This is a genomic window from Pseudomonas sp. xss_2, from assembly GCF_043104195.1.
Classification (GTDB): Bacteria; Pseudomonadota; Gammaproteobacteria; order Pseudomonadales; family Pseudomonadaceae; genus Aquipseudomonas; species Aquipseudomonas urmiensis.
The window spans coordinates 97,515-115,624 of the sequence record NZ_JBICKL010000023.1 but is presented as its reverse complement, the minus strand read 5'-3'; the positions used below and the strand labels follow the sequence as shown (position 1 = coordinate 115,624).

Sequence of the window (18,110 nt, the reverse complement as noted above, 5' to 3'; positions counted from 1 at the left end):
GTTAGCGTCCTTGCTTGCGCCGCAACGGCACCAGCAACTCACCCAGGCCGTTATGATCGATCTCATGCATCAGCGCCAATAGCGAGCCCAATTCCCCTGGCGGAAAACCCTTGCGCGCAAACCAGCCCAGGTAGTCGCCTGGCAGGTCGGCGATCAGTCGGCCCTGATACTTGCCAAAGGGCATGGTCCGGGTGACCAGCAGTTGCAGCGATTCAGGTTTCATCGTCACGCCCGTCGATAACAAAGCGCCGACCATACTGCAATCTGCACGAGCGCCCAAGCGCCGATCATGCAGAAAGCCGATTGCATGCCTTCCTATCTACTTTATAACGCACTGATTTTATTAGATTTATTTAAAAATTCAGGCTTGGCACGAAGGCTGCTCTGTATCTAGGGACTTCCATCTGCCAAGGAGTTTGAGTCATGAGCAATCCAAACAAAGACGTGATCGACGTTCTTAACGACCTGATCGAATACAGCAAGGATGGCGAGAAGGGCTTCAAGACCTCCGCTGAAGACGTCAAGAACCCTGAGCTGAAGTCATTCTTCGTCCAGCGCGCCAGTGAGTGCGCCAGCGCTGCCGCCGAACTGCAGAGCGAAGTGCGTCGCCTGGGTGGCGATCCGGAAACCTCGACCAGCATCAGCGGTGATCTGCACCGTGGCTGGGTCAACCTCAAGTCGCTGGTGACCGGTAAGGATGAGGAAGCGGTGCTCAATGAGGTGGAGCGCGGCGAAGACCATGCGCTCAAAGCCTACAAGGAAGCCCGTGAGAAGCTGGTCAAGCATGGCCGCAGCGTCAGCGATCCCACCTATAGCCTGGTGGAGAAACAGCTGCAGGGTGTGCAGCGTAACCACGACCAGGTAAAGGCACTGCGTAACGCCGCGCGCGCTCGCTCTTAATCGAGCGGCCCTGCTACCCGGTTACGGCCACCGGCCTTGGCTCGGTACAGGGCTTCGTCCGCCGCACCCAGCAGCCTTGCCAGGTCTTGCTGGGTGCCGGGGATGTACAGGCCGATGCCGATACTGACGGTTATTGGCAGGCTATCCTCGCCAAATAGCGGCAGCGCTTGAACGTCGGCGCGAATCCGCTCGGCCAGCATCAGTGCGCCGGCCAGCTCGGTCTCCGGCAGCACCACCTGAAATTCCTCTCCCCCATAGCGCGCTGCCAGGTCTGCCGGGCGGCGGATAGCTTGTTCGATGGTCTTGGCCACTTCGCGCAAGGCATGATCGCCACCGGCATGGCCGTGACGCTGATTGAACGCCTTGAAGTGATCGATATCGACCATCAGGATCGCCAGTGGCCGGCGGTTACGCTGCGCCCGTGCCCATTCCAGACGCAACACCTGATCCAGACGGCGGCGGTTGGCCAAGCCGGTGAGGCTGTCGGTCGCGGCCAGGGTGGCCAGGCTTCGCTCGGCATCATGCCGGCGACGGAGCTCGCGGCCCAGCAGCAGGGTCAGCCAGAGAATGCCTATGCACAGCACGCCGGTGGCCACGCTGACCACGATTGCCGTGCGCCGCCACGATTCGAAGACTTCATCGGAGGCGTGCGCGACCAGCACGATCAGTGGCAGGTCGGCAACCCTGGCGAAGGTGTACATGCGTTGCTTGTCAGACAAGGCTGACCTGGCGCTGAAGCTACCGCTGCGCTCATTGAGAATACGTTGGAAGTTGGCCCGCTTGCTGTAATCGGCACCGATCATAGGATCTTGCGGCCGGGATGGCTGGCGAGCCAATAACTGCCCCTGGGTGTTGAACAGGTTAATGCTGCTGTCCTTGCCAATGTCCAAGCGTTGGAACAGCTCGTTGAAGTAGGACAGGCGCAAGGCGCCTGCGGCCAGTCCGAGAAACTCACCCTGCGGGCCACTGATCCGTCGACTGAAGCTGATACACCAGTCCAGGTCGCCCAGCTTCGCCTTGAAAGGCGGGCCGACCAGCAGGCCCAAATTGGCGTCGTTCAAATGCGCCTTGAACACCCCGGTATCGGCGAAATTGGCCTTGCGTGGCAGCATGCTGGTGGAGTCACCGACCACATTGCCTTGGGCGTCGAGCCACAGTACATCGCCGCGGCGACGATCGACGAAGGCTTCATTGAAAAGCAGGCGTTGACGTAGTTGGCCGGGGACTTGTGGCAGTTCCTTGCGCCCGACTGCCCAGATCAGCCCTTGTAGCGACTGATCGTAGAGCTCGACATTGCGCAGGATATCGCTCTCGATCAGCTGGACGATGTTGCTCGATGCGCGAATCGCCGATTGCTCGACGCTGTCTCGCTCGCGCGCCAGCAGATAGCTGACGATGGCCACAATGGCGAGCACGGCGAGGCAACTGCCCAGATTGAGGATCAGTTCGGGGTGGGTCTTGTACAGGGCGGCGCGCGGTGATCGGGTGGGCAACGTCATACTCGCAACTGCATAAGCCCCTCATGTCCTTGAGGGTAGGGCCATTAAGCGGCGGCGGTAGTTTAGGCAAGTGGATATTGTCGGACAAGATTTTATCTGGCTGTCCGACGGAATGAGGGGCAACTTCTCTTCGTCGCGGGAAAGCCCACGCCCACGCTACCCCTTGAATGGCTGGCGTGAGAGTGGGCTTGCCGCGCGATTACAGGATCAGAATACGTTCAACGGATAATCGACGATCAGCCGAATCTCGTCATTGTCCTGCTCGGACGCATAGGCCTGGTTGGCCCGATGGCTGGCATAGCGCAGCAGCACCGAGAGGTCCTTCAGGTTGCCTTCCTGGAACACATACTTCACGTCCAGGTCACGTTCCCAGTGGGTGGCGTGCTTGCCGGCCGGGTTGTAGTAGTCGTAGTAGGTGCGGTTCTGGTCAGCCTTGGTCAGGTCGGCCTCACCGCGCGAATACGACAGCGACGAGCTCAGGCCAGCAATGCCAATACCGGCGAAGTCATAGTCGTACTGCAGCTTCCACGAACGCTCGTTCGGCGCATTGAAGTCCGAGTACATCCGCGAGTTGTCCAGGTACACGCTGTCGCCCAGGTTGATGTAGTCGAACGGGGTGTCGCCATTGACCCGCTGATAGGCGGCCGTGATGCTGTGGTAACCGGCATTGACCGTGAAGTGCAGGCTGAAGGTGTTGTTGTCGATGTCGCCCAGCAGCGCCTGGCCGGTGTCCTGGGTGTGATAGAAGTGCACACCAGGGTTGAGACTGACCAGGTCATTGACCACGTAGGTGTAGTCGAAGTCGACGTAGTACTGGTTCCAGATGTCCTTCAGCTCGGCGGCATACAGGTTGGTGGTGATGTTCTCGCTGCCGCTCCACGATGCACCCGCCCAGCTCAGGTGATCGCTGTCGCGGTTGTCTTGCAGAGCACCGTAGTAGGTGTCGATACGCCGATGGCCGCTCTGGTTGTACGGCTTGGTGAAGCTCACCTGGCCGCCTTCGAGCAGCAGGCCGTCGACACTGGTGTTGGTCAGGCTTACGCCGCGGAAGGTCTGCGGCAGCATGCGCGTCTCACCGCCGGCAATCACTGGGTTGGTGAGGAACAGGTCACCGGCCTTGAGCTCGGTGTCGAATGCCTTGAGCTTGACCGCCGCCCCTGCGGTGGAAAACGAGTGCGGCGCGGCGCCCAGTTCGTCTTCGTTCTTGAAGTGCGACGGGAGAATGCTGGTGCCAGCATGGCCGCCACCGCCATCGAGTTTCAAGCCCAGCATGGCGTGGGCATCGAGGCCGAAGCCTACAGTGCCGGGGGTGTAACCGGACTCGAAGCGGGCGACGAAGCCCTGGCCCCATTCGCGGTTGTCACGCACGCCGGTATTGAGGTTATTGCGATTGAAGTAGGCGTTGCGAAAGTGCAGGTTCAGCGACGAGCCTTCGATAAAGCCTTCAGCCTTGGCTTGTTCGTCGGCCTGTGCCATGAGTGGCATCGTTGCGGTGAATGCAATGAACAGCGGGGTAAAACGGAACGCGGAAGTCACCGGTAAGAGCTCCTTTGGTCTGACGGTGGGCAGTTTTTATTGTCGCAATTGCAAGTCTTCTTATTGATATACGTAACAGTCAGGCTGAATTATTCGACACATAAAAAAAGCCGCTGATTGGCAGCGGCTTTAAGAGGCTAACATATTGGCGCGCTGGGCGGCCATGCACTAGCCCAGGGAAAAAGGAGCGTTGTGGCAGGATTGATCAGCTATCGGCATTGTCGTCGTTGACGACTTTGGAAGCGGTCTGCTGAGCGTCTTTCGCAGCGTCTTGCTGTTGCGCGGCGTAGCTCTGGCGAGCTTCTTGATGAACGGCGGCAAGTTCTGCGTTTCGGGCGACGAAGGCCGGCGATTCTTCAGCCATGGCCAGGGGCGACAACAACAGGGAAGACAGAACGAATACGCTGGCAACACCCATACTGTTGGACATTTGGAGCAACCTTCTTGCGGGGCAAGTGATAATTAAGACAGGGGCTAAGTTAGTCCCAATACCGCCGCGGAAACAGCGCAAAGATGGATAAGCACTATTGCGCAAAAGGTAAGGATATGTCGCGAACTCCTCAGTTCTGCGGCGCAAACCCGCGGGCTTGAGCGCTCGGCAGGCGAATGCCAAAGGTGTTGGCGCCGCCTTCGCTGCGCACGAAAACACTCCCGCCATGCATCAAGGCGATGGCCTTGACGATTGCCAGGCCCAAGCCATGATTGCCACTGCCGGTATTGGTGCGGGCAGCATCGACCCGGTAGAAGCGTTCGAACAACAGCGCCAGGTGCTCGTCGGCAATGGCGGGGCCTGGGTTGCTCACGGCGATGCTGACATGCTCCGGCCCTGCCTCGATGTGCACCGCGATGATTTGCTGGGGCGCGGTGTGCTGCACGGCATTGTTGAGCAGGTTGATCAGTGCCCGGCGCAGTTGGGCTTTCTCGATCGGCGCCAGCGCATCGCCGCTGACACTGACCTTCACCTGGGCGTCTTCGAGGATATAGTCCAGGTAGTCGAGGGTGGTGGCGACTTCTTCGGCCAGTGACGCCTGGGTCAGCGCGGTGGCCTTGCTGCCCTGGTCGGCGCTGGCCAGAAACAGCATGTCGTTGATGATGCTGCGCAGTCGTTCAAGCTCTTCAAGGTTCGATTGCAGGACCTCGAAGTAGTGTTCGGCGCTGCGTCCACGGGTCAGTGCCACCTGGGTCTGGCCGATCAGGTTGGTCAGCGGCGAGCGCAGTTCGTGGGCGACATCGGCGTTGAACGCCTCCAGGCGCGAGTAGGCCAGGCTGACCCGGTCCAGCGCTGCGTTGAAGGCGCCAGCGAATTGCGCCAGCTCAGGTGCCAGGTCGTGGGTTTGCAGGCGTCCGTCCAGGCGCGGTGGGGCCAAGGCTTGCGCTTCATTGGACAGCGCCAGTAACGGTCGCAGGCCAATCCGCGCCACCCAGTAGCCGAGCACTGCGGCCAGCAGCACGCCAAGTACGGCCAGGCCCACGATGGCTACCAGCAGGCTGTGCTGGGCCTGCCAGAAGGTTTCGGTATCGATGCCGATCATGAAGCGTAGGGCTGGCCGCTCACCCAGGGCCGGCAGTTCGCTGACCAGCACTTTGTACGGATAGGGGCTGTCGGCCAGGCGCAGATCGCGCATGCCCTGCGCGCCCTCGGCGAAGGCGCGGACCTGCTCGGTCGGCTTGCCATACTCGTAGGCCGGGTCGCTGCTCACCACCCAGAAGCGAATGCGCCGGTCTTCCTCGCTCAGCAGGTTGAGCTTGTTGTGAATCTTCACCCAGTGCTCGCGGGTGCCGAAGCGATTGAGGGTCGACTCCAGCACGCTGAAGCGCGCATCCAGCTCGGCCGCCGGGAGCATGTCCAGGCTGCGGTCGACCTGACGATACAGGGCAGTGCCGATCAGCAGGAAGACGCCCATCGCCACCAGCAGAAACAGCGCCGCCAGGCGCAGGGCGATGGAGTTAGCCGGCACGGTTTTCCAGGACATAGCCCATGCCTCGAATGGTATGCAGCAGCTTGTTGTCGAACGGCCCGTCGAGCTTGGCCCGTAGGCGTTTGATGGCCACCTCGACGACATTCGCGTCGCTGTCGAAATTGATGTCCCAGACCAGCTCGGCGATGGCGGTCTTGGAAAGGATTTCGCCCTGGCGGCGGGCTAGCACGCTGAGCAGCGAGAACTCCTTGGCGGTCAGCTCCAGACGTTGCCCAGCGCGGCTGGCCTTGCGACTGATCAGGTCGATCCACAAGTCGCCGACCTGCACCTGCAAGGGCTCATGGTTGCTGCTGCGGCGCGTCAGTGCTTGCAGGCGCGCGACCAGCTCAAGGAACGAAAACGGCTTGCCCAGGTAGTCGTCGGCGCCTTCGCGCAGGCCGTGGATGCGGTCTTCGACGCGCTCGCGGGCGGTCAGCATGATCACCGGCGTCTGCTTGCGTGCACGCAATGCGCGCAGCACGCCGTAACCATCCAGGCCGGGCAGCATGACGTCGAGGACGATCACCGCGTAGTCGCCTTCCAGGGCCAGGTGCAGGCCGTCGATGCCGTCACGGGCCAGGTCGACGGTAAAGCCCTGTTCGCTCAAGCCGCGATGCAGGTAGTCGGCGGTTTTCTCTTCGTCTTCGATGATCAGTACACGCATGCTCTTGTCTCAACTGGCGTTCGGCGCGGCCGCGGTGGCGGCCTGGCGGCGATGGAACAGACGCTCCAGGGCCAAGTATATGACCGGGGTGGTGAACAGCGTCAGCGCCTGGCTCACCACCAGCCCACCGACCACCGCAATGCCCAGCGGCTGGCGCAGTTCAGCGCCAGTGCCAAAGCCGAACATCAGCGGGACTGCGCCGAGCAAGGCGGCCAGGGTGGTCATGATGATCGGCCGAAAGCGCGTCAAGCACGCTTGATGGATCGCCTGCTCCGGAGTAAGGCCCTGCTTGCGCTGCGCCTCCAGGGCGAAGTCGATCAACAGGATGCCGTTCTTCTTGACGATGCCGATCAGCAGCACCACGCCGATCAAGCCCATGATGCTGAAGTCCTGACCCATCGCCCACAGCAGGATCAACGCCCCCAGGCCGGCCGAGGGCAGGGTGGAGATGATGGTCAGCGGGTGGACGAAGCTCTCGTAGAGCACGCCGAGAATGATGTACACCGCCACCAGCGCAGCGAGGATCAGCCACGGCTGGCTCGACAGCGAACTCTGGAAGGCCTGGGCGGCGCCCTGGAAGTTGCCGGCAATCGAGTCGGGCATGCCCAGTTCGCGCTGGGTCTGGTCGAGGATGCGCACCGCATCGCCCAGGGCTACCCCGGGCGCCAGGTTGAACGACAGGTTGGCGGCCGGGAACAGGCCGTCATGGGCGATCGACAGTGGCCCGGTGCTTGGCGCGGCGACGTGCGCGAGGGCCGACAGTGGCACCATTTGGTTGGTCAGCGGTGAGCGCAGGTAGAAGTAATTGAGGCTCTCGGCCTTGCCACGCTGGCGGGCGTCCAGTTCGAGAATCACTTTGTACTGGTTGGTCTCGGTCTGGAACTCACTGATCTGCCGCTGGCCGAAGGCGTCATACAGCGCCTGGTCGACATCGGTGGTGGTCAGGCCGAAGCGCGCTGCGGCCTGGCGGTCGATCTCGATGCGGGTGACGCTGGCGCCCAACTGCAGGTCGTTGGACAGGTCGCGAAACGCCGGGATCTCGCGCAGGCGCTCGGTCAAGCGCTGGGTCCAGAGGTTCAGGGCGACGCCGTCATTGCTCTTGAGCACGTACTGGTACTGGGTACGCGAGGGGCCGGAACTGAGGTTGATATCCTGCCCGGCACGCATGTACAGCACCACCCCGGGGACTTTTGCCAGTTGCGGGCGCAGCCGGTCGATCAGCTCGCTGGCCGACACATCGCGCTCGCCGCGTGGCTTGAGGGCGATCCAAAAGCGGCCGTTGGCGATGGTCTGGTTGTTGCCGGTGACCCCCACCGCGTGGGAGAAGGCGCGCACCGCAGGGTCAGCCTCGATGATCCTGGCCAGCGCCTGATGCTTTTCGATCATCGCCGGATAAGAGACGTCGGCCGCTGCCTCGCTGGTGCCGAGGATGAAACCGGTGTCTTGCAGCGGGAAGAAGCCTTTGGGAATGGCCACGTAGCCGACCACCGCCAGCGCCAGAGTCAGGCCGAACACGCCGAGGGTCAGGCGTTGATGGGCGAGGGCGCGGTTCAGGCCTTTTTCGTACCAGCGCACCAGGCGCTCGCCAAAGCCATCGTGATGCTCCTTGGGTGGCCGGCGCATGAACAGCGCACACAGGGTCGGCGCCAGGGTCAGCGATACCACCACCGAAATCAGGATGGTCGAGGTCGCGGTGAGGGCGAACTCCTTGAACAGCCGCCCAACCACGCCGCCCATGAACAACAGCGGGATAAATGCGGCGATCAGCGAGAAGCTGATCGATATCACGGTAAAGCCGATCTCGCCGGCGCCTTTTATTGCCGCGGTGCGGCTGTCGTCGCCAGCCTCCAGGTGGCGGTGGATGTTCTCCACCACCACGATCGCATCGTCGACCACGAAGCCCACCGAGATGACGATGGCCACCAGGGTCAGGTTGTTCAAGCTGAAACCAAAGATATACATCAGCGCGCAGCTGGCGATCAGCGACACGCCCAGCACACTCGACACCACCAAGGTCGCCGACCATTGGCGCAGGAACAACGCCATCACCCCGATCACCAGGATCACCGCGATCATCAAGGTCAGCTCCACCTCATGCAGCGAGGCGCGGATGGTCTGGGTGCGGTCCTGCAGCACAGATACCTCGACCGAGGCCGGGAGCATTTCCTGCAAGCGCGGTAGCGCCTCCAGCACCCGGTCGACGGTATCGACGATGTTCGCCCCAGGCTGGCGGAACACCACCAGGTTCAGCCCAGGCTGATCGCCAGACCAGGATTTGACGTAGGCGTTTTCCGCGCCCTGGATCACCTTGGCCACATCCGACAGGTGTACCGGCGCGCCGTCGCGGTAGGAGACGATCAGCTTTGCGTAGTCCTCGGGATGGAACAGCTGGTCGTTGGCGGCCAGGGTCGACACGCTGTGTTCGCCGTACAGCGCGCCCTTGGCCAGGTTCAGGCTGGTCTGCTGGATAGCCAGGCGCAGGTCGGCCAGGGTCAGGCCGATGGCGGCGAGTTTCTCCGGCTGGGCCTGGACGCGGATCGCCGGGCGCAGTTGGCCGGTGATGTTGATCAAGCCGACCCCGTCGATCTGGCTCAACTGTCGCGCCAGCAAGGTCTCGGTGTAGTCGCTCAGCTCGTTGCCGGGCATCTGCGCGGAGCTGACGGTGAGCACCAGCACCGGGCTGTCGGCCGGGTTGACCTTGCGCCAGGTTGGCGGGTTGGGCAGGTCCTGGGGCAGGCGCGCGGTGGCGGTGTTGATCGCCGCCTGGACTTCCTGGGCGGCGGTGTCGATGTTCTTGTCGAGGGTGAATTGCAGGATCAGGTTGGTCGAGCCCAGCGCGCTGCTGCTGGTCATCTGGGTCATGCCGGGGATGGCGCTGAACTGTACTTCCAGTGGCGTTGCCACCGACGAGGCCATGGTTTCCGGGCTGGCGCCGGGCAGCTGCGCGGTAACTTGGATGGTCGGGAAATCTGCCTCTGGCAAGGGCGCCACGGGTAAGCGTGGGAAGGCGATGGCGCCAAGCAGGACCAGGGCGAAGGTCAGCAGCAGGGTAGCGACCGGGTGGTCGATGCACCAGGCAGAAAGACCGTTGCGGGTAGTCATGGTTGCGCCCTGCGATCGGCCATCTCAGTGCTGTTGGGCGCGTCGCTCAGCACTTCGACCTGAGCCCCCGGCTTGAGCCGCGACTGACCATCGAGCACCAGCCGATCACCGGCTTTGACCCCGGCAATGATGTTCAGCGTGCTGTCCTGGAACAGCACCTTGACCGGCACACTGGTGACCTTGTCGCCGTCCAGGCGGTAGACGAAATGGCCGTCGACGCCGCGCTGGACCACCGGTGGCGGCACCACCAGGGCGCTTTCGTCGACCGCGGTGCGCAGCTTTATCGTCACCAGTTGGCCGGGCCAGAGCAGCCCATCCTTGTTGTCGAATTCGGCCTTGACCCGCAGCGTGCCAGTGCTGGCCGAGATCTGGTTGTCGATCAGGGCCAGATGTCCTTCGGCGAGCAGTTTGCTTTCGCCGTCGGCATCCAAGTAGGCCTGGACCACGGCTGGGGTTCGCGCCTTGAGCAGGCTTTGCAGGGTCGGCAGCATCTGTTGTGGCAGGGCGAACTCGATGCCGATCGGGTCGATCTGGGTCACGCTGAACAGGTTCTGGTTATCGCTGGTACGTACCAGGTTGCCGGGGTCGACATTGCGTATGCCGACACGCCCGGTTACCGGGGAGCGGATCTGTGTATAAGAAAGCTGCACCTGGGCATTGGCGATGGCCGCCTGGTTGCCCTTGCCGGTGGCTTGCAACTGATTGACCAGCGCCTGTTGCTGGTCGAGGGTCTGTTTGGAGACGCCATCGTCGCTGCTGAGCAGCTTGTAGCGCTTAAGATCGACCCCGGCCACTTGCAGCTGCGCCTGGCTCTGGCCGAGCTGGGCACGCGCCTGGTCGAGGCTGGCGCGGATGGCCCGATCGTCGAGGGTGGCGAGCAGGTCCCCCTGCTTGACCCACTGGCCTTCCTTGACCAGCACTTGGGTCAGCACGCCTTCGACCTGTGGCCGAATCTCGACACTGTGCAATGACAGCACCGAGCCAATGGCGCTGGCATAGCGCGGCACATCTTGCTGGGCGACGCTGACCACCCGCACTGGAATCGCCGTTTGCGCACGAACGGCCGGCGCCGATTGGCGTTGGCTCAGCCAGCCGCCTGCGCCAATCAGGGCAATGAGCGCCAAGGCGACAAGAAACACAGAGCGGGACGGACGTCGCATCGGGTCGGGCACCGTAGCCGGGGGTGAGAAAACGGATGTCTGTACTCAAGCTTATAGCGCTGGGATCGGGTCGCCAGCGTGACGCCACGCTGACAGCGCTGACAGTTTCGGCAGGTTAGTGGCGAAATGCCAATATGCTGCCCCAGATCAATGTTTCTCTGCTAGTTGGCCATAGAGTCGAACGCCCTGCCGATCTTCCCGACAAGAACGAGAGCCGCCGATGAAGTGCAATGTGCCTGTTACCGGTCGCCAAGTGGAGTACCCCGGCGATGCCAACATCCTGTCCACCACCGACCTGGACAGCCTGATCACCTATGCCAATGACGATTTCGTGCGCATCAGTGGCTTTGCCCGCGACGAATTGCTCGGCCAAGCGCATCACCTGGTGCGCCACCCCGACATGCCGCCGCAGGCGTTCGAGCAGATGTGGCGGGCGTTGAAGGCCGGCAGTTCATGGATGGGTTTGGTCAAGAACCGCTGCAAGAATGGCGATCACTATTGGGTCAGCGCCTTCGTTTCGCCGATCAGTAGCGGCGGTAATACCGTCGAGTATCAGTCGGTGCGCACCCGACCGACTGAAGCGCAGGTCGCCGCCGCCGAACGTTGCTACGCACGCTTGCGCGCGGGGCGGCGAGGTTGGCGCGAGCGCTTGCCGGTGGTTGGCCTGGGCCTGCGCGCTTGCGTGGCGGTGGCGACTGCCTTGGTGGTGGCGCTCGGCGCTGGGCATTGGTGGCTGGGCACGCCTTGGCAGGCTGCACTGCTGGAGTTGCTGTTGGCCGCAGGTCTGAGCAGTCTGGCGATTGTGCTGGCGTTGCGCCCGTTCGAGCGCTTGCGCCGCCAGGCGCTGAGCATTGCCGACAATCCGCTGAGCCAGCAGCTGTATACCGGACGGCGCGACGGCATCGGCCAGATCGAGTTCGCCATGCGTATGCTCAAGGCGCAGCTGGGCGCGGTGGTTGGGCGTATCGGCGATACCTCGGCGCGTCTGGCCGGCCATTCCGGGGCCTTGGTCAATGCCCTGCAGGCCAGTCACGCCAACAGCCTGGATCAGCAGAACGAAGCCGATCAAGTCGCCACCGCGATCCACCAGATGAGCGCCAGCGTCGCCCAGGTTGCCAGCAGCGCCCAGTTGGCCTCGATGGCCGCTGACCAGGCTGAGGACGAGACCCAGGCCGGCCACCAGTTGGTCGACCGCAATCGCTGCGCGATCCAGGATCTGGCGGGGTCGTTGGTAGAGGCCAGTGAAGTGGTGCAGCAGCTGGAGGGTCACAGCAGCGAGATTTCCGGAGTGCTCGATGTCATTCGCGCGATTGCCGAGCAGACCAACCTGCTGGCCTTGAACGCTGCGATCGAAGCGGCGCGCGCCGGCGATCAGGGGCGCGGCTTTGCCGTGGTTGCCGACGAGGTTCGCGGCTTGGCCCAGCGCACGGCGCAGTCGACCCATGAAATCCAACGCATGATTGGCGCCCTGCAGGATGGTGCGCGTGCCGCCGTGCAGGTGATGCAGCAGAGCAGCGCCCACGCAGGACACAGCGTGAGCCAGGCGCAGTTGGCCAGCGGCGCGCTGGATAGCATCAGCGTGCGGGTCAACCAGATCAATGAGATGAGCTTGCAGATTGCGGCGGCGGTGGAGCAGCAGAGTCAGGTCAGCGAGAGCATCAACCGCAACATCGTCAGCATTCGCCAGGCCAGTGAGGCGACCGTCGATGTGGGTCAGCGCAGTCATACCCGGGCCAGTGATGTGGCGGATTTGGCGCAGGATCTGCGGCGCTTGGCCGATGAGTTCTGGCGGCGCTGTCAGTAATTCTTGCTGGGTCAGTGCCGGCCTCATCGCGGGGCAAGCCCGCTCCCACGCATGTTGTTGAATCCAGGAGCAACTGCGTGGGAGCGGGCTTGCCCCGCGATGAGGCCGGTGCGGCCTCAGAAACCTATAAAGGCATAATAGACAGGCGGCTCGGCGGTGGTTTGCAGGCCGTGACTCACAAGGGTACTGGCAAGCTCTGAGTCCGCTACATGCACAGTCCAAGGCGCACGATCATCGCTGGTGACCTGCTCCAGCGCATTAGCGAAAGCCGCCATTTCCGGCAAATAGGCAGTAAAGCCATTGCCCTTCAGCGCGCTGGTGGTCATGCCCAACGCCTGACAAATCGCCACCTTGGCCGCGATATCGTCCCTATCCGCCTGGCGCGACGCGGCAATCAGCGCGACCAGCTGCGGATCCGCCAGTACCTGGCCATGGATCAATTCAGGCCCCTGGTCCCAGGCTTCGGGTGGGCAGTCCTTGTTTTCCGGGCGCAGCGGCAGGTGCGGGTTGATCTCTGCCGGGTAGATGCGACAGACCAGAGGCCGCGTCTCATAAATAGTGCACAGGTCCTGCGCATCGAGGTTGCGACAGCGCCCTGGATTGAATGCAGCAAAGGTCACTGACACGCGCAATTGCCCAGTGCCGCAGCTGACCGGGTGCGAACGCCCCAGCACGTGCTCGCGCTGCTCGACCGGCATGCCCGGGCCATCGGTGACGAAAGCCTCGAGCAATACCACTACCTGGCCGCCAGCCGCCGCCCATTGGCGCGACTCGGCCAAGGTCAACGGAACATGATGGCCGGTGCAGCACTTGCCACAACCGGTGCAGGAAAAACGAATGCTGTCGTTCACTTGGCGCCTGGGTTCCACTCGCTGACGAACGCCTTCTTGTGCTGACGATCGTATAGGCACAGCTCAGTGCCGGTGCGTTGCTGCATGTGCTTTTGCGGATAGACGCCTTCGATCAGCAGGGCACTGAAACCGACCTGGTCGTCGAACTCGGCTGGCTTGCCGCGGGCGTGGGCGTCCTTGAGTTGGCTGGCGGACAGGCAGTCCTTGAGCATCTGTTGGCGATACTCGTTCCAGGCCTGGCTGCTGGAGGCCTGGGCGACACCTGTAGACAGGGCGCAGGCGATCAGGAGAAAGCTGAAATACTTCATACGCGATACCGGCATAAAACATCCGAGGGGCGCGAATTATGCCCCAGTCTCCCCAGGCATCAAGCCTGGGAGTTTGTCTCTGAATATATCAGGGTGGCCCAGCTTGCCTACTGGCATAACTGTCAGTGCTCAGCGAACACCACGGTGCGTGCGGCGGTCACCAGGCAGTCGGTCAGGTCCGGCGAAGAGAACTTGGTGAGAATCGCATTGGCGCCGGCGGTCTTGGCCTTTTCGCTGCTCATGGCGCTGTCCAGCGAGGTGTGCAGCAATATATAGAGGTGCTGGAAGTCGGGCGTCTCGCGCAGGGTGCGGGTAAAGGCGTAGCCGTCCATCTCCGACATCTCGATGTCGGAAACGATGATGTTGATCTCGCGCTCGGTGCCTTGCAGCTCCAATAGCACATTGATCGCGTCCTTGGCACTGCGCGCGGTGTGGCACTCGATCCCCAGGTTGCGCAGGGTGTGTACCGATTGCTGCAGGGCTACCTGGCTGTCGTCGACGACCAGGATATTGGCGGCGGCCAACAGGCTGGCGTCTTCCTCGCTCAGCTCGCCGGGATGCGGCTCGGGCTGAGGGGGGGCGATGGCATGGATGACCTTTTCAATGTCCAGCACCTGCACCAGGGTGTTGTCGACCCGGGTCACGCCGGTGATGAACGAGCGATTGCCCGAGCCGTAGGGCGGCGGTTTGATGTCGGTGCTCAGGCAATGCACGATGCGGCTCACCGCCTGCACGTGCAGGCCCTGGCGCGAGCGGCTGATCTCGGTGACGATCAGGCAGCCGCCGTCCGGGTCGGCCAGCGGCCGCTCGCCGATGGCGCGCGACAGGTCGATCACCGACAACGAATTGCCGCGCAGGGTCGCCACGCCTTTTACGTGAGGGTGGGACTCCGGCAGCTTGGTCAGTGGCGGGCAGGTGATGATTTCGCTGACCTTGAGCAGGTTGATAGCCATCAGCTTGCCGCTGCGCAGGGTGAACAGCAGCAGGGACAACGAGTCCGCGCGGGCATTTTGCGTGGCCATGGGCAACCTTTGGGTGTGTCAGGAAAAGAGAGGATGCCGGGTTATCGGCCTGTGCTGGCTTGGCTTTAGGGGTTTTTCGGTCCGCTGCGATAGGCTGCAAAGCAGCCCCACCCCCATTCAGCGCAGCCCCAAGCGCTTGGCCACCCGACTCAAATTGGCCCGATCCAGCCCCAACTCACGCGCCGCTGCCGCCCAGTTATCCTCGTGGCGCGCCAGGCACGCCTCGATCACTTGCCGCTGATAATCATCCAGCGCTTCACGCAGCCCACCCTCGGGCAGGCTGGCCAAGACTTGCGCGCTTTCAACCGGCGCGGCAGTGGTCGGCAGCACACTACGCAGATCCAGGTCCGCAGCCTCCAAGGTAAGAATCCGTGGCCGCTGCGGGTGCTGCCCGAGGGCCTTGAGGGCCGAGCGGCCGATCAGGTGCTCCAATTCACGCACATTGCCCGGCCAGTCATAAGCCAGCAGTGCCGCCTGGGCCTCATGACTCAGACGCAAACTATTCAGGCCCAGGCGCGAACGGTTCTGCTCCAGGAAGTAGCCCGCAATCAGCAGCACATCACGGCCGCGCTCGCGCAGCGGTGGAACCTGCAACGGATACACGCTGAGCCGGTGATAGAAATCGGCGCGATAGCGGCCGTTGCGCACCTCATCGGCCAGGTCGCGGTTGGTCGCGGCGATCAGCCGGACATCGACCTGGTGCTCACGATCCGACCCCAAGCGCTGTAGCTGGCCGCTTTGCAACACGCGTAGCAGCTTGGCCTGTACCGTCAGCGACAACTCGCCCACCTCATCGAGAAATAACGTACCGCCATTGGCCAGTTCGAACTTGCCACGTCGTTCGCCATGGGCACCGGTGAACGCCCCACGGACATGGCCAAACAGCTCGCTTTCGACCAGGGTGTCGGGCAGGGCCGCGCAGTTGAGGCTGATCAGTGGCTTGTCGGCGCGGCTGCTGGCCTGGTGCAGGGCCTGGGCCACCAGCTCCTTGCCGACGCCGGTCTCTCCGGTGATCAACACGGTCAGGTCACTGCCGCCTACCAGGCGGATTTCTTCTACCAAGCGTTTGTGCGCCTTGCTCTGGCCGATCAATTCCTTGTCCTGGCCGCTGGCCTGGCGGTAGACCTCGGCGCGTTGCTGTTCGTCTTCCACGCGCAGGGCCAGATGCTCGATGCGCTCGGCCACGGTGACCGTGGCCGCTGCCAGGCTGGCAAACGCTTGCAGGGCATCCAGCTCCAGGCTCTGGAACTGACCGGGGGTCAAGGCATCCAGGGTCAGCAGGCCCCAGGGCTGTTCATCGACCATCAGCGGGCAGCCCATGCAATCGTGTACTTCCAGGTCGGCGTCGGGTGCATTGACCAAGCCGTCATAGGGATCAGGCAGTTGGCTGTCGCTGGCAAAGCGCGTCGGCTCGCTGCGGCTGAGCAGGATCTTGAAGCGCGGGTGCTCACTGACCCGAAAGCGCCTGCCCAAGGTGTCAGGGGCGAGGCCGTCGACCGCCAGCGGCACCAACCACTCGCCATCCAGGCGCAGCAAGGCAGCGGCGTCGCACGGCAGCAAATCGCGCATGGCCTGCAATAGGCGGCGATAGCGCTCTTGGTCGGGCAGGTCGCGCGACAGGTCGCTGACCAGGGGGAGGAGGGCAGTGAGCAACGGTTTTGTGGTCATAAAGACTCCTTCTGGTCGTTATGACTATACGCCTGCCATTGTCATTTTGACACTGTGACCCGCCAAGCCCCGAATACACTGGGTTTTAAAGTTGGCACGATTGCTGAAATAGCCAAGGCATCCATTCGAAGCCACAGGCTCAGGAGTTGTCGCAATGCTCAATGCCGAACAACGTGCAATCATCAAAGCCACTGTCCCTCTGCTGGAAAGCGGTGGCGAGGCGCTGACCACCCACTTCTATAAGATGATGCTCAGCGAGTACCCCGAGGTACGCCCGCTGTTCAACCAGGCCCACCAGGCCAGCGGCGACCAGCCGCGCGCCCTGGCCAACGGTGTATTGATGTACGCCCGCCACATCGATCAGCTCGAGCAGCTCGGCGGGCTGGTTGGGCAGATCATCAACAAGCACGTGGCGCTGCAGATTCTGCCCGAACACTACCCGATCGTGGGGCGCTGCCTGCTGCGCGCCATCGAAGAAGTGCTTGGCAAGGACATCGCCACCCCTGAGGTGATCGATGCCTGGGCCGCGGCCTATGGTCAATTGGCCGATATCCTGATCGGCGCCGAGGAAAACCTCTACAAACAGAAAGAAGAAGCCGCAGGCGGCTGGCGCGGCACGCGCGAGTTCCGCCTGGTGCGCCGCGAGCAAGAGAGCAGCGAGATCGTCTCCTTCTATTTCGCCCCGGTCGATGGCAAGCCGGTGCTCAAGGCCGAACCGGGTCAGTACATTGGCCTGCAACTGTTTATCGACGGTGCCGAGCAACGTCGCAACTATTCCCTCTCGGCTTTGTGCGATGGCGAGCAATACCGCATCAGCGTCAAGCGTGAGGCCGGTGGCAAGGTGTCCAACTACCTGCATGACGGGTTCATGGTAGGCGATACCATCGCCCTGTTCCCGCCTGCAGGCGACTTCACCCTGGCGCAGAGCGACAAGCCGCTGGTGTTGATCAGCGGTGGGGTGGGCATCACTCCGACCTTGGCGATGCTGCAAGCGGCGCTTGCTACCGAGCGTCCGGTGCACTTCATTCACTGTGCGCGTAATGGCGCGGTGCATGCCTTCCGTGACTGGATCGACGGCCTGGCTGCGCGCCATCCGCAGCTCAAGCGTTTCTATTGCCATGCCGAGGAGGGCGGTGATGCCGATGCGGTGGGCTTGTTGAACGAGGAACTGTTGGCGCAGTGGCTGCCGCAGGAGCGCGACGTCGATGCCTACTTCCTGGGGCCTAAGGCCTTCATGGCGGCGATCAAGCGTCAGCTCAAAGGGCTAGGTGTGCCAGAGGCGCAGAGCCGCTACGAGTTCTTTGGGCCGGCGGCTGCATTGGAGTAATCCTCCTGGCAGGTGCGGCATCATCGCGGGGCAAGCCCGCTCCCACGCGATAGCGTAGGAGCGGGCTTGCCCCGCGATGGCTGCTGCAGATGTTTCATCCTTAATCGCGCTTTAATCACTGTATCCTTCACTCGCGGGTGTCGAGGGGCTTGCGCCTGTCCGGCATTCGCGTCGCCATTTGTGCATGGCCGACGTTGAACTGACGTCGATCCGTCTGGTCCTAGAGCTCTGCGGATAGTGCCGTCACGCCACTCCTTCGACATTCAAGGTCATGTTCAGCGTGTAGACTGGCGCCCAGGTCGGCCTCAGCG

The 18,110-nt window shown here is 62.7% G+C and carries 15 protein-coding genes and 1 pseudogene; 4 read left to right on the top strand and 12 right to left on the bottom strand.

The features are described 5' to 3' along the window. Nucleotide 1: 1 nt before the first annotated feature. Nucleotides 2-223 (bottom strand): DUF3820 family protein, encoded by a 222-nt coding sequence (locus ACF8K2_RS03470; RefSeq protein WP_186554138.1) that lies wholly within the window; start codon nt 221-223, stop codon nt 2-4. 200 nt (nt 224-423) lie between these two features. Here ACF8K2_RS03470 and ACF8K2_RS03465 point away from each other — a divergent pair, with 200 nt between their 5' ends. Then, nucleotides 424-900, top strand: a complete 477-nt coding sequence (locus ACF8K2_RS03465) for a PA2169 family four-helix-bundle protein (protein WP_368973008.1) — start codon at nt 424-426, stop codon at nt 898-900. Here ACF8K2_RS03465 and ACF8K2_RS03460 read toward each other — a convergent pair. The 7 genes from ACF8K2_RS03460 to ACF8K2_RS03430 all read right to left on the bottom strand — a co-directional run bounded on the left by ACF8K2_RS03460 (nt 897) and on the right by ACF8K2_RS03430 (nt 10,819). Then, entirely contained in the window at nt 897-2,393 is a 1,497-nt protein-coding gene (locus tag ACF8K2_RS03460) for a sensor domain-containing diguanylate cyclase (RefSeq protein ID WP_392463484.1), read from the bottom strand. The genes ACF8K2_RS03465 and ACF8K2_RS03460 overlap by 4 nt on opposite strands. A gap of 213 nt (nt 2,394-2,606) precedes the next feature. Next, nucleotides 2,607-3,935 carry an OprD family porin gene (locus ACF8K2_RS03455; protein ID WP_264234774.1) on the bottom strand — a complete coding sequence of 443 codons (1,329 nt, stop codon included), beginning with the start codon at nt 3,933-3,935 and terminating at the stop codon, nt 2,607-2,609. Between the two features lie 205 nt (nt 3,936-4,140). Next, nucleotides 4,141-4,365 carry a hypothetical protein gene (locus ACF8K2_RS03450; protein WP_264234775.1) on the bottom strand — a complete coding sequence of 75 codons (225 nt, stop codon included), beginning with the start codon at nt 4,363-4,365 and terminating at the stop codon, nt 4,141-4,143. Between the two features lie 130 nt (nt 4,366-4,495). Then, nucleotides 4,496-5,908 (bottom strand): heavy metal sensor histidine kinase, encoded by a 1,413-nt coding sequence (locus tag ACF8K2_RS03445; protein ID WP_392463456.1) that lies wholly within the window; start codon nt 5,906-5,908, stop codon nt 4,496-4,498. After that, nucleotides 5,883-6,557 (bottom strand): heavy metal response regulator transcription factor, encoded by a 675-nt coding sequence (locus tag ACF8K2_RS03440; RefSeq protein ID WP_186554133.1) that lies wholly within the window; start codon nt 6,555-6,557, stop codon nt 5,883-5,885. Before ACF8K2_RS03440 ends, ACF8K2_RS03445 begins: the two co-directional genes overlap by 26 nt. 9 nt (nt 6,558-6,566) lie before the next feature. Next, the gene (locus ACF8K2_RS03435) at nt 6,567-9,659 is read right to left on the bottom strand and encodes a multidrug efflux RND transporter permease subunit (RefSeq protein WP_392463453.1); all 3,093 of its coding nucleotides are present in this window, start codon (nt 9,657-9,659) and stop codon (nt 6,567-6,569) included. Continuing rightward, nucleotides 9,656-10,819 (bottom strand): efflux RND transporter periplasmic adaptor subunit, encoded by a 1,164-nt coding sequence (locus ACF8K2_RS03430; protein WP_392463451.1) that lies wholly within the window; start codon nt 10,817-10,819, stop codon nt 9,656-9,658. The genes ACF8K2_RS03435 and ACF8K2_RS03430 overlap by 4 nt, the downstream gene beginning before the upstream one ends. A gap of 220 nt (nt 10,820-11,039) precedes the next feature. Here ACF8K2_RS03430 and ACF8K2_RS03425 point away from each other — a divergent pair. Both ACF8K2_RS03425 and ACF8K2_RS03420 read left to right on the top strand, forming a co-directional pair. After that, nucleotides 11,040-11,321: pseudogene (locus tag ACF8K2_RS03425) on the top strand (PAS domain-containing protein); the annotation flags it as partial. Between the two features lie 180 nt (nt 11,322-11,501). After that, the gene (locus tag ACF8K2_RS03420; protein ID WP_392463482.1) at nt 11,502-12,623 is read left to right on the top strand and encodes a methyl-accepting chemotaxis protein; all 1,122 of its coding nucleotides are present in this window, start codon (nt 11,502-11,504) and stop codon (nt 12,621-12,623) included. Between the two features lie 116 nt (nt 12,624-12,739). On the opposite strand, the gene ACF8K2_RS03415 is transcribed toward ACF8K2_RS03420, so the two are convergent. The 4 genes from ACF8K2_RS03415 to norR form a co-directional block, all read right to left on the bottom strand. Further along, entirely contained in the window at nt 12,740-13,474 is a 735-nt protein-coding gene (locus tag ACF8K2_RS03415) for a YkgJ family cysteine cluster protein (protein ID WP_392463448.1), read from the bottom strand. Beyond that, nucleotides 13,471-13,782, bottom strand: coding sequence for a hypothetical protein (locus tag ACF8K2_RS03410; RefSeq protein ID WP_264234783.1), 312 nt, complete (start codon nt 13,780-13,782; stop codon nt 13,471-13,473). Before ACF8K2_RS03410 ends, ACF8K2_RS03415 begins: the two co-directional genes overlap by 4 nt. A gap of 122 nt (nt 13,783-13,904) precedes the next feature. Next, the gene (locus ACF8K2_RS03405) at nt 13,905-14,804 is read right to left on the bottom strand and encodes a chemotaxis protein (RefSeq protein WP_264234784.1); all 900 of its coding nucleotides are present in this window, start codon (nt 14,802-14,804) and stop codon (nt 13,905-13,907) included. 117 nt (nt 14,805-14,921) lie between these two features. Further along, complete coding sequence (gene norR / locus ACF8K2_RS03400) at nt 14,922-16,472, bottom strand: nitric oxide reductase transcriptional regulator NorR (protein WP_392463445.1); 1,551 nt, start codon at nt 16,470-16,472, stop codon at nt 14,922-14,924. A gap of 154 nt (nt 16,473-16,626) precedes the next feature. Here norR and hmpA point away from each other — a divergent pair, with 154 nt between their 5' ends. Then, on the top strand, nt 16,627-17,799 hold the full coding sequence (gene hmpA / locus ACF8K2_RS03395; RefSeq protein WP_186554125.1) for an NO-inducible flavohemoprotein: 1,173 nt from the start codon (nt 16,627-16,629) through the stop codon (nt 17,797-17,799). Nucleotides 17,800-18,110: the final 311 nt, after the last annotated feature.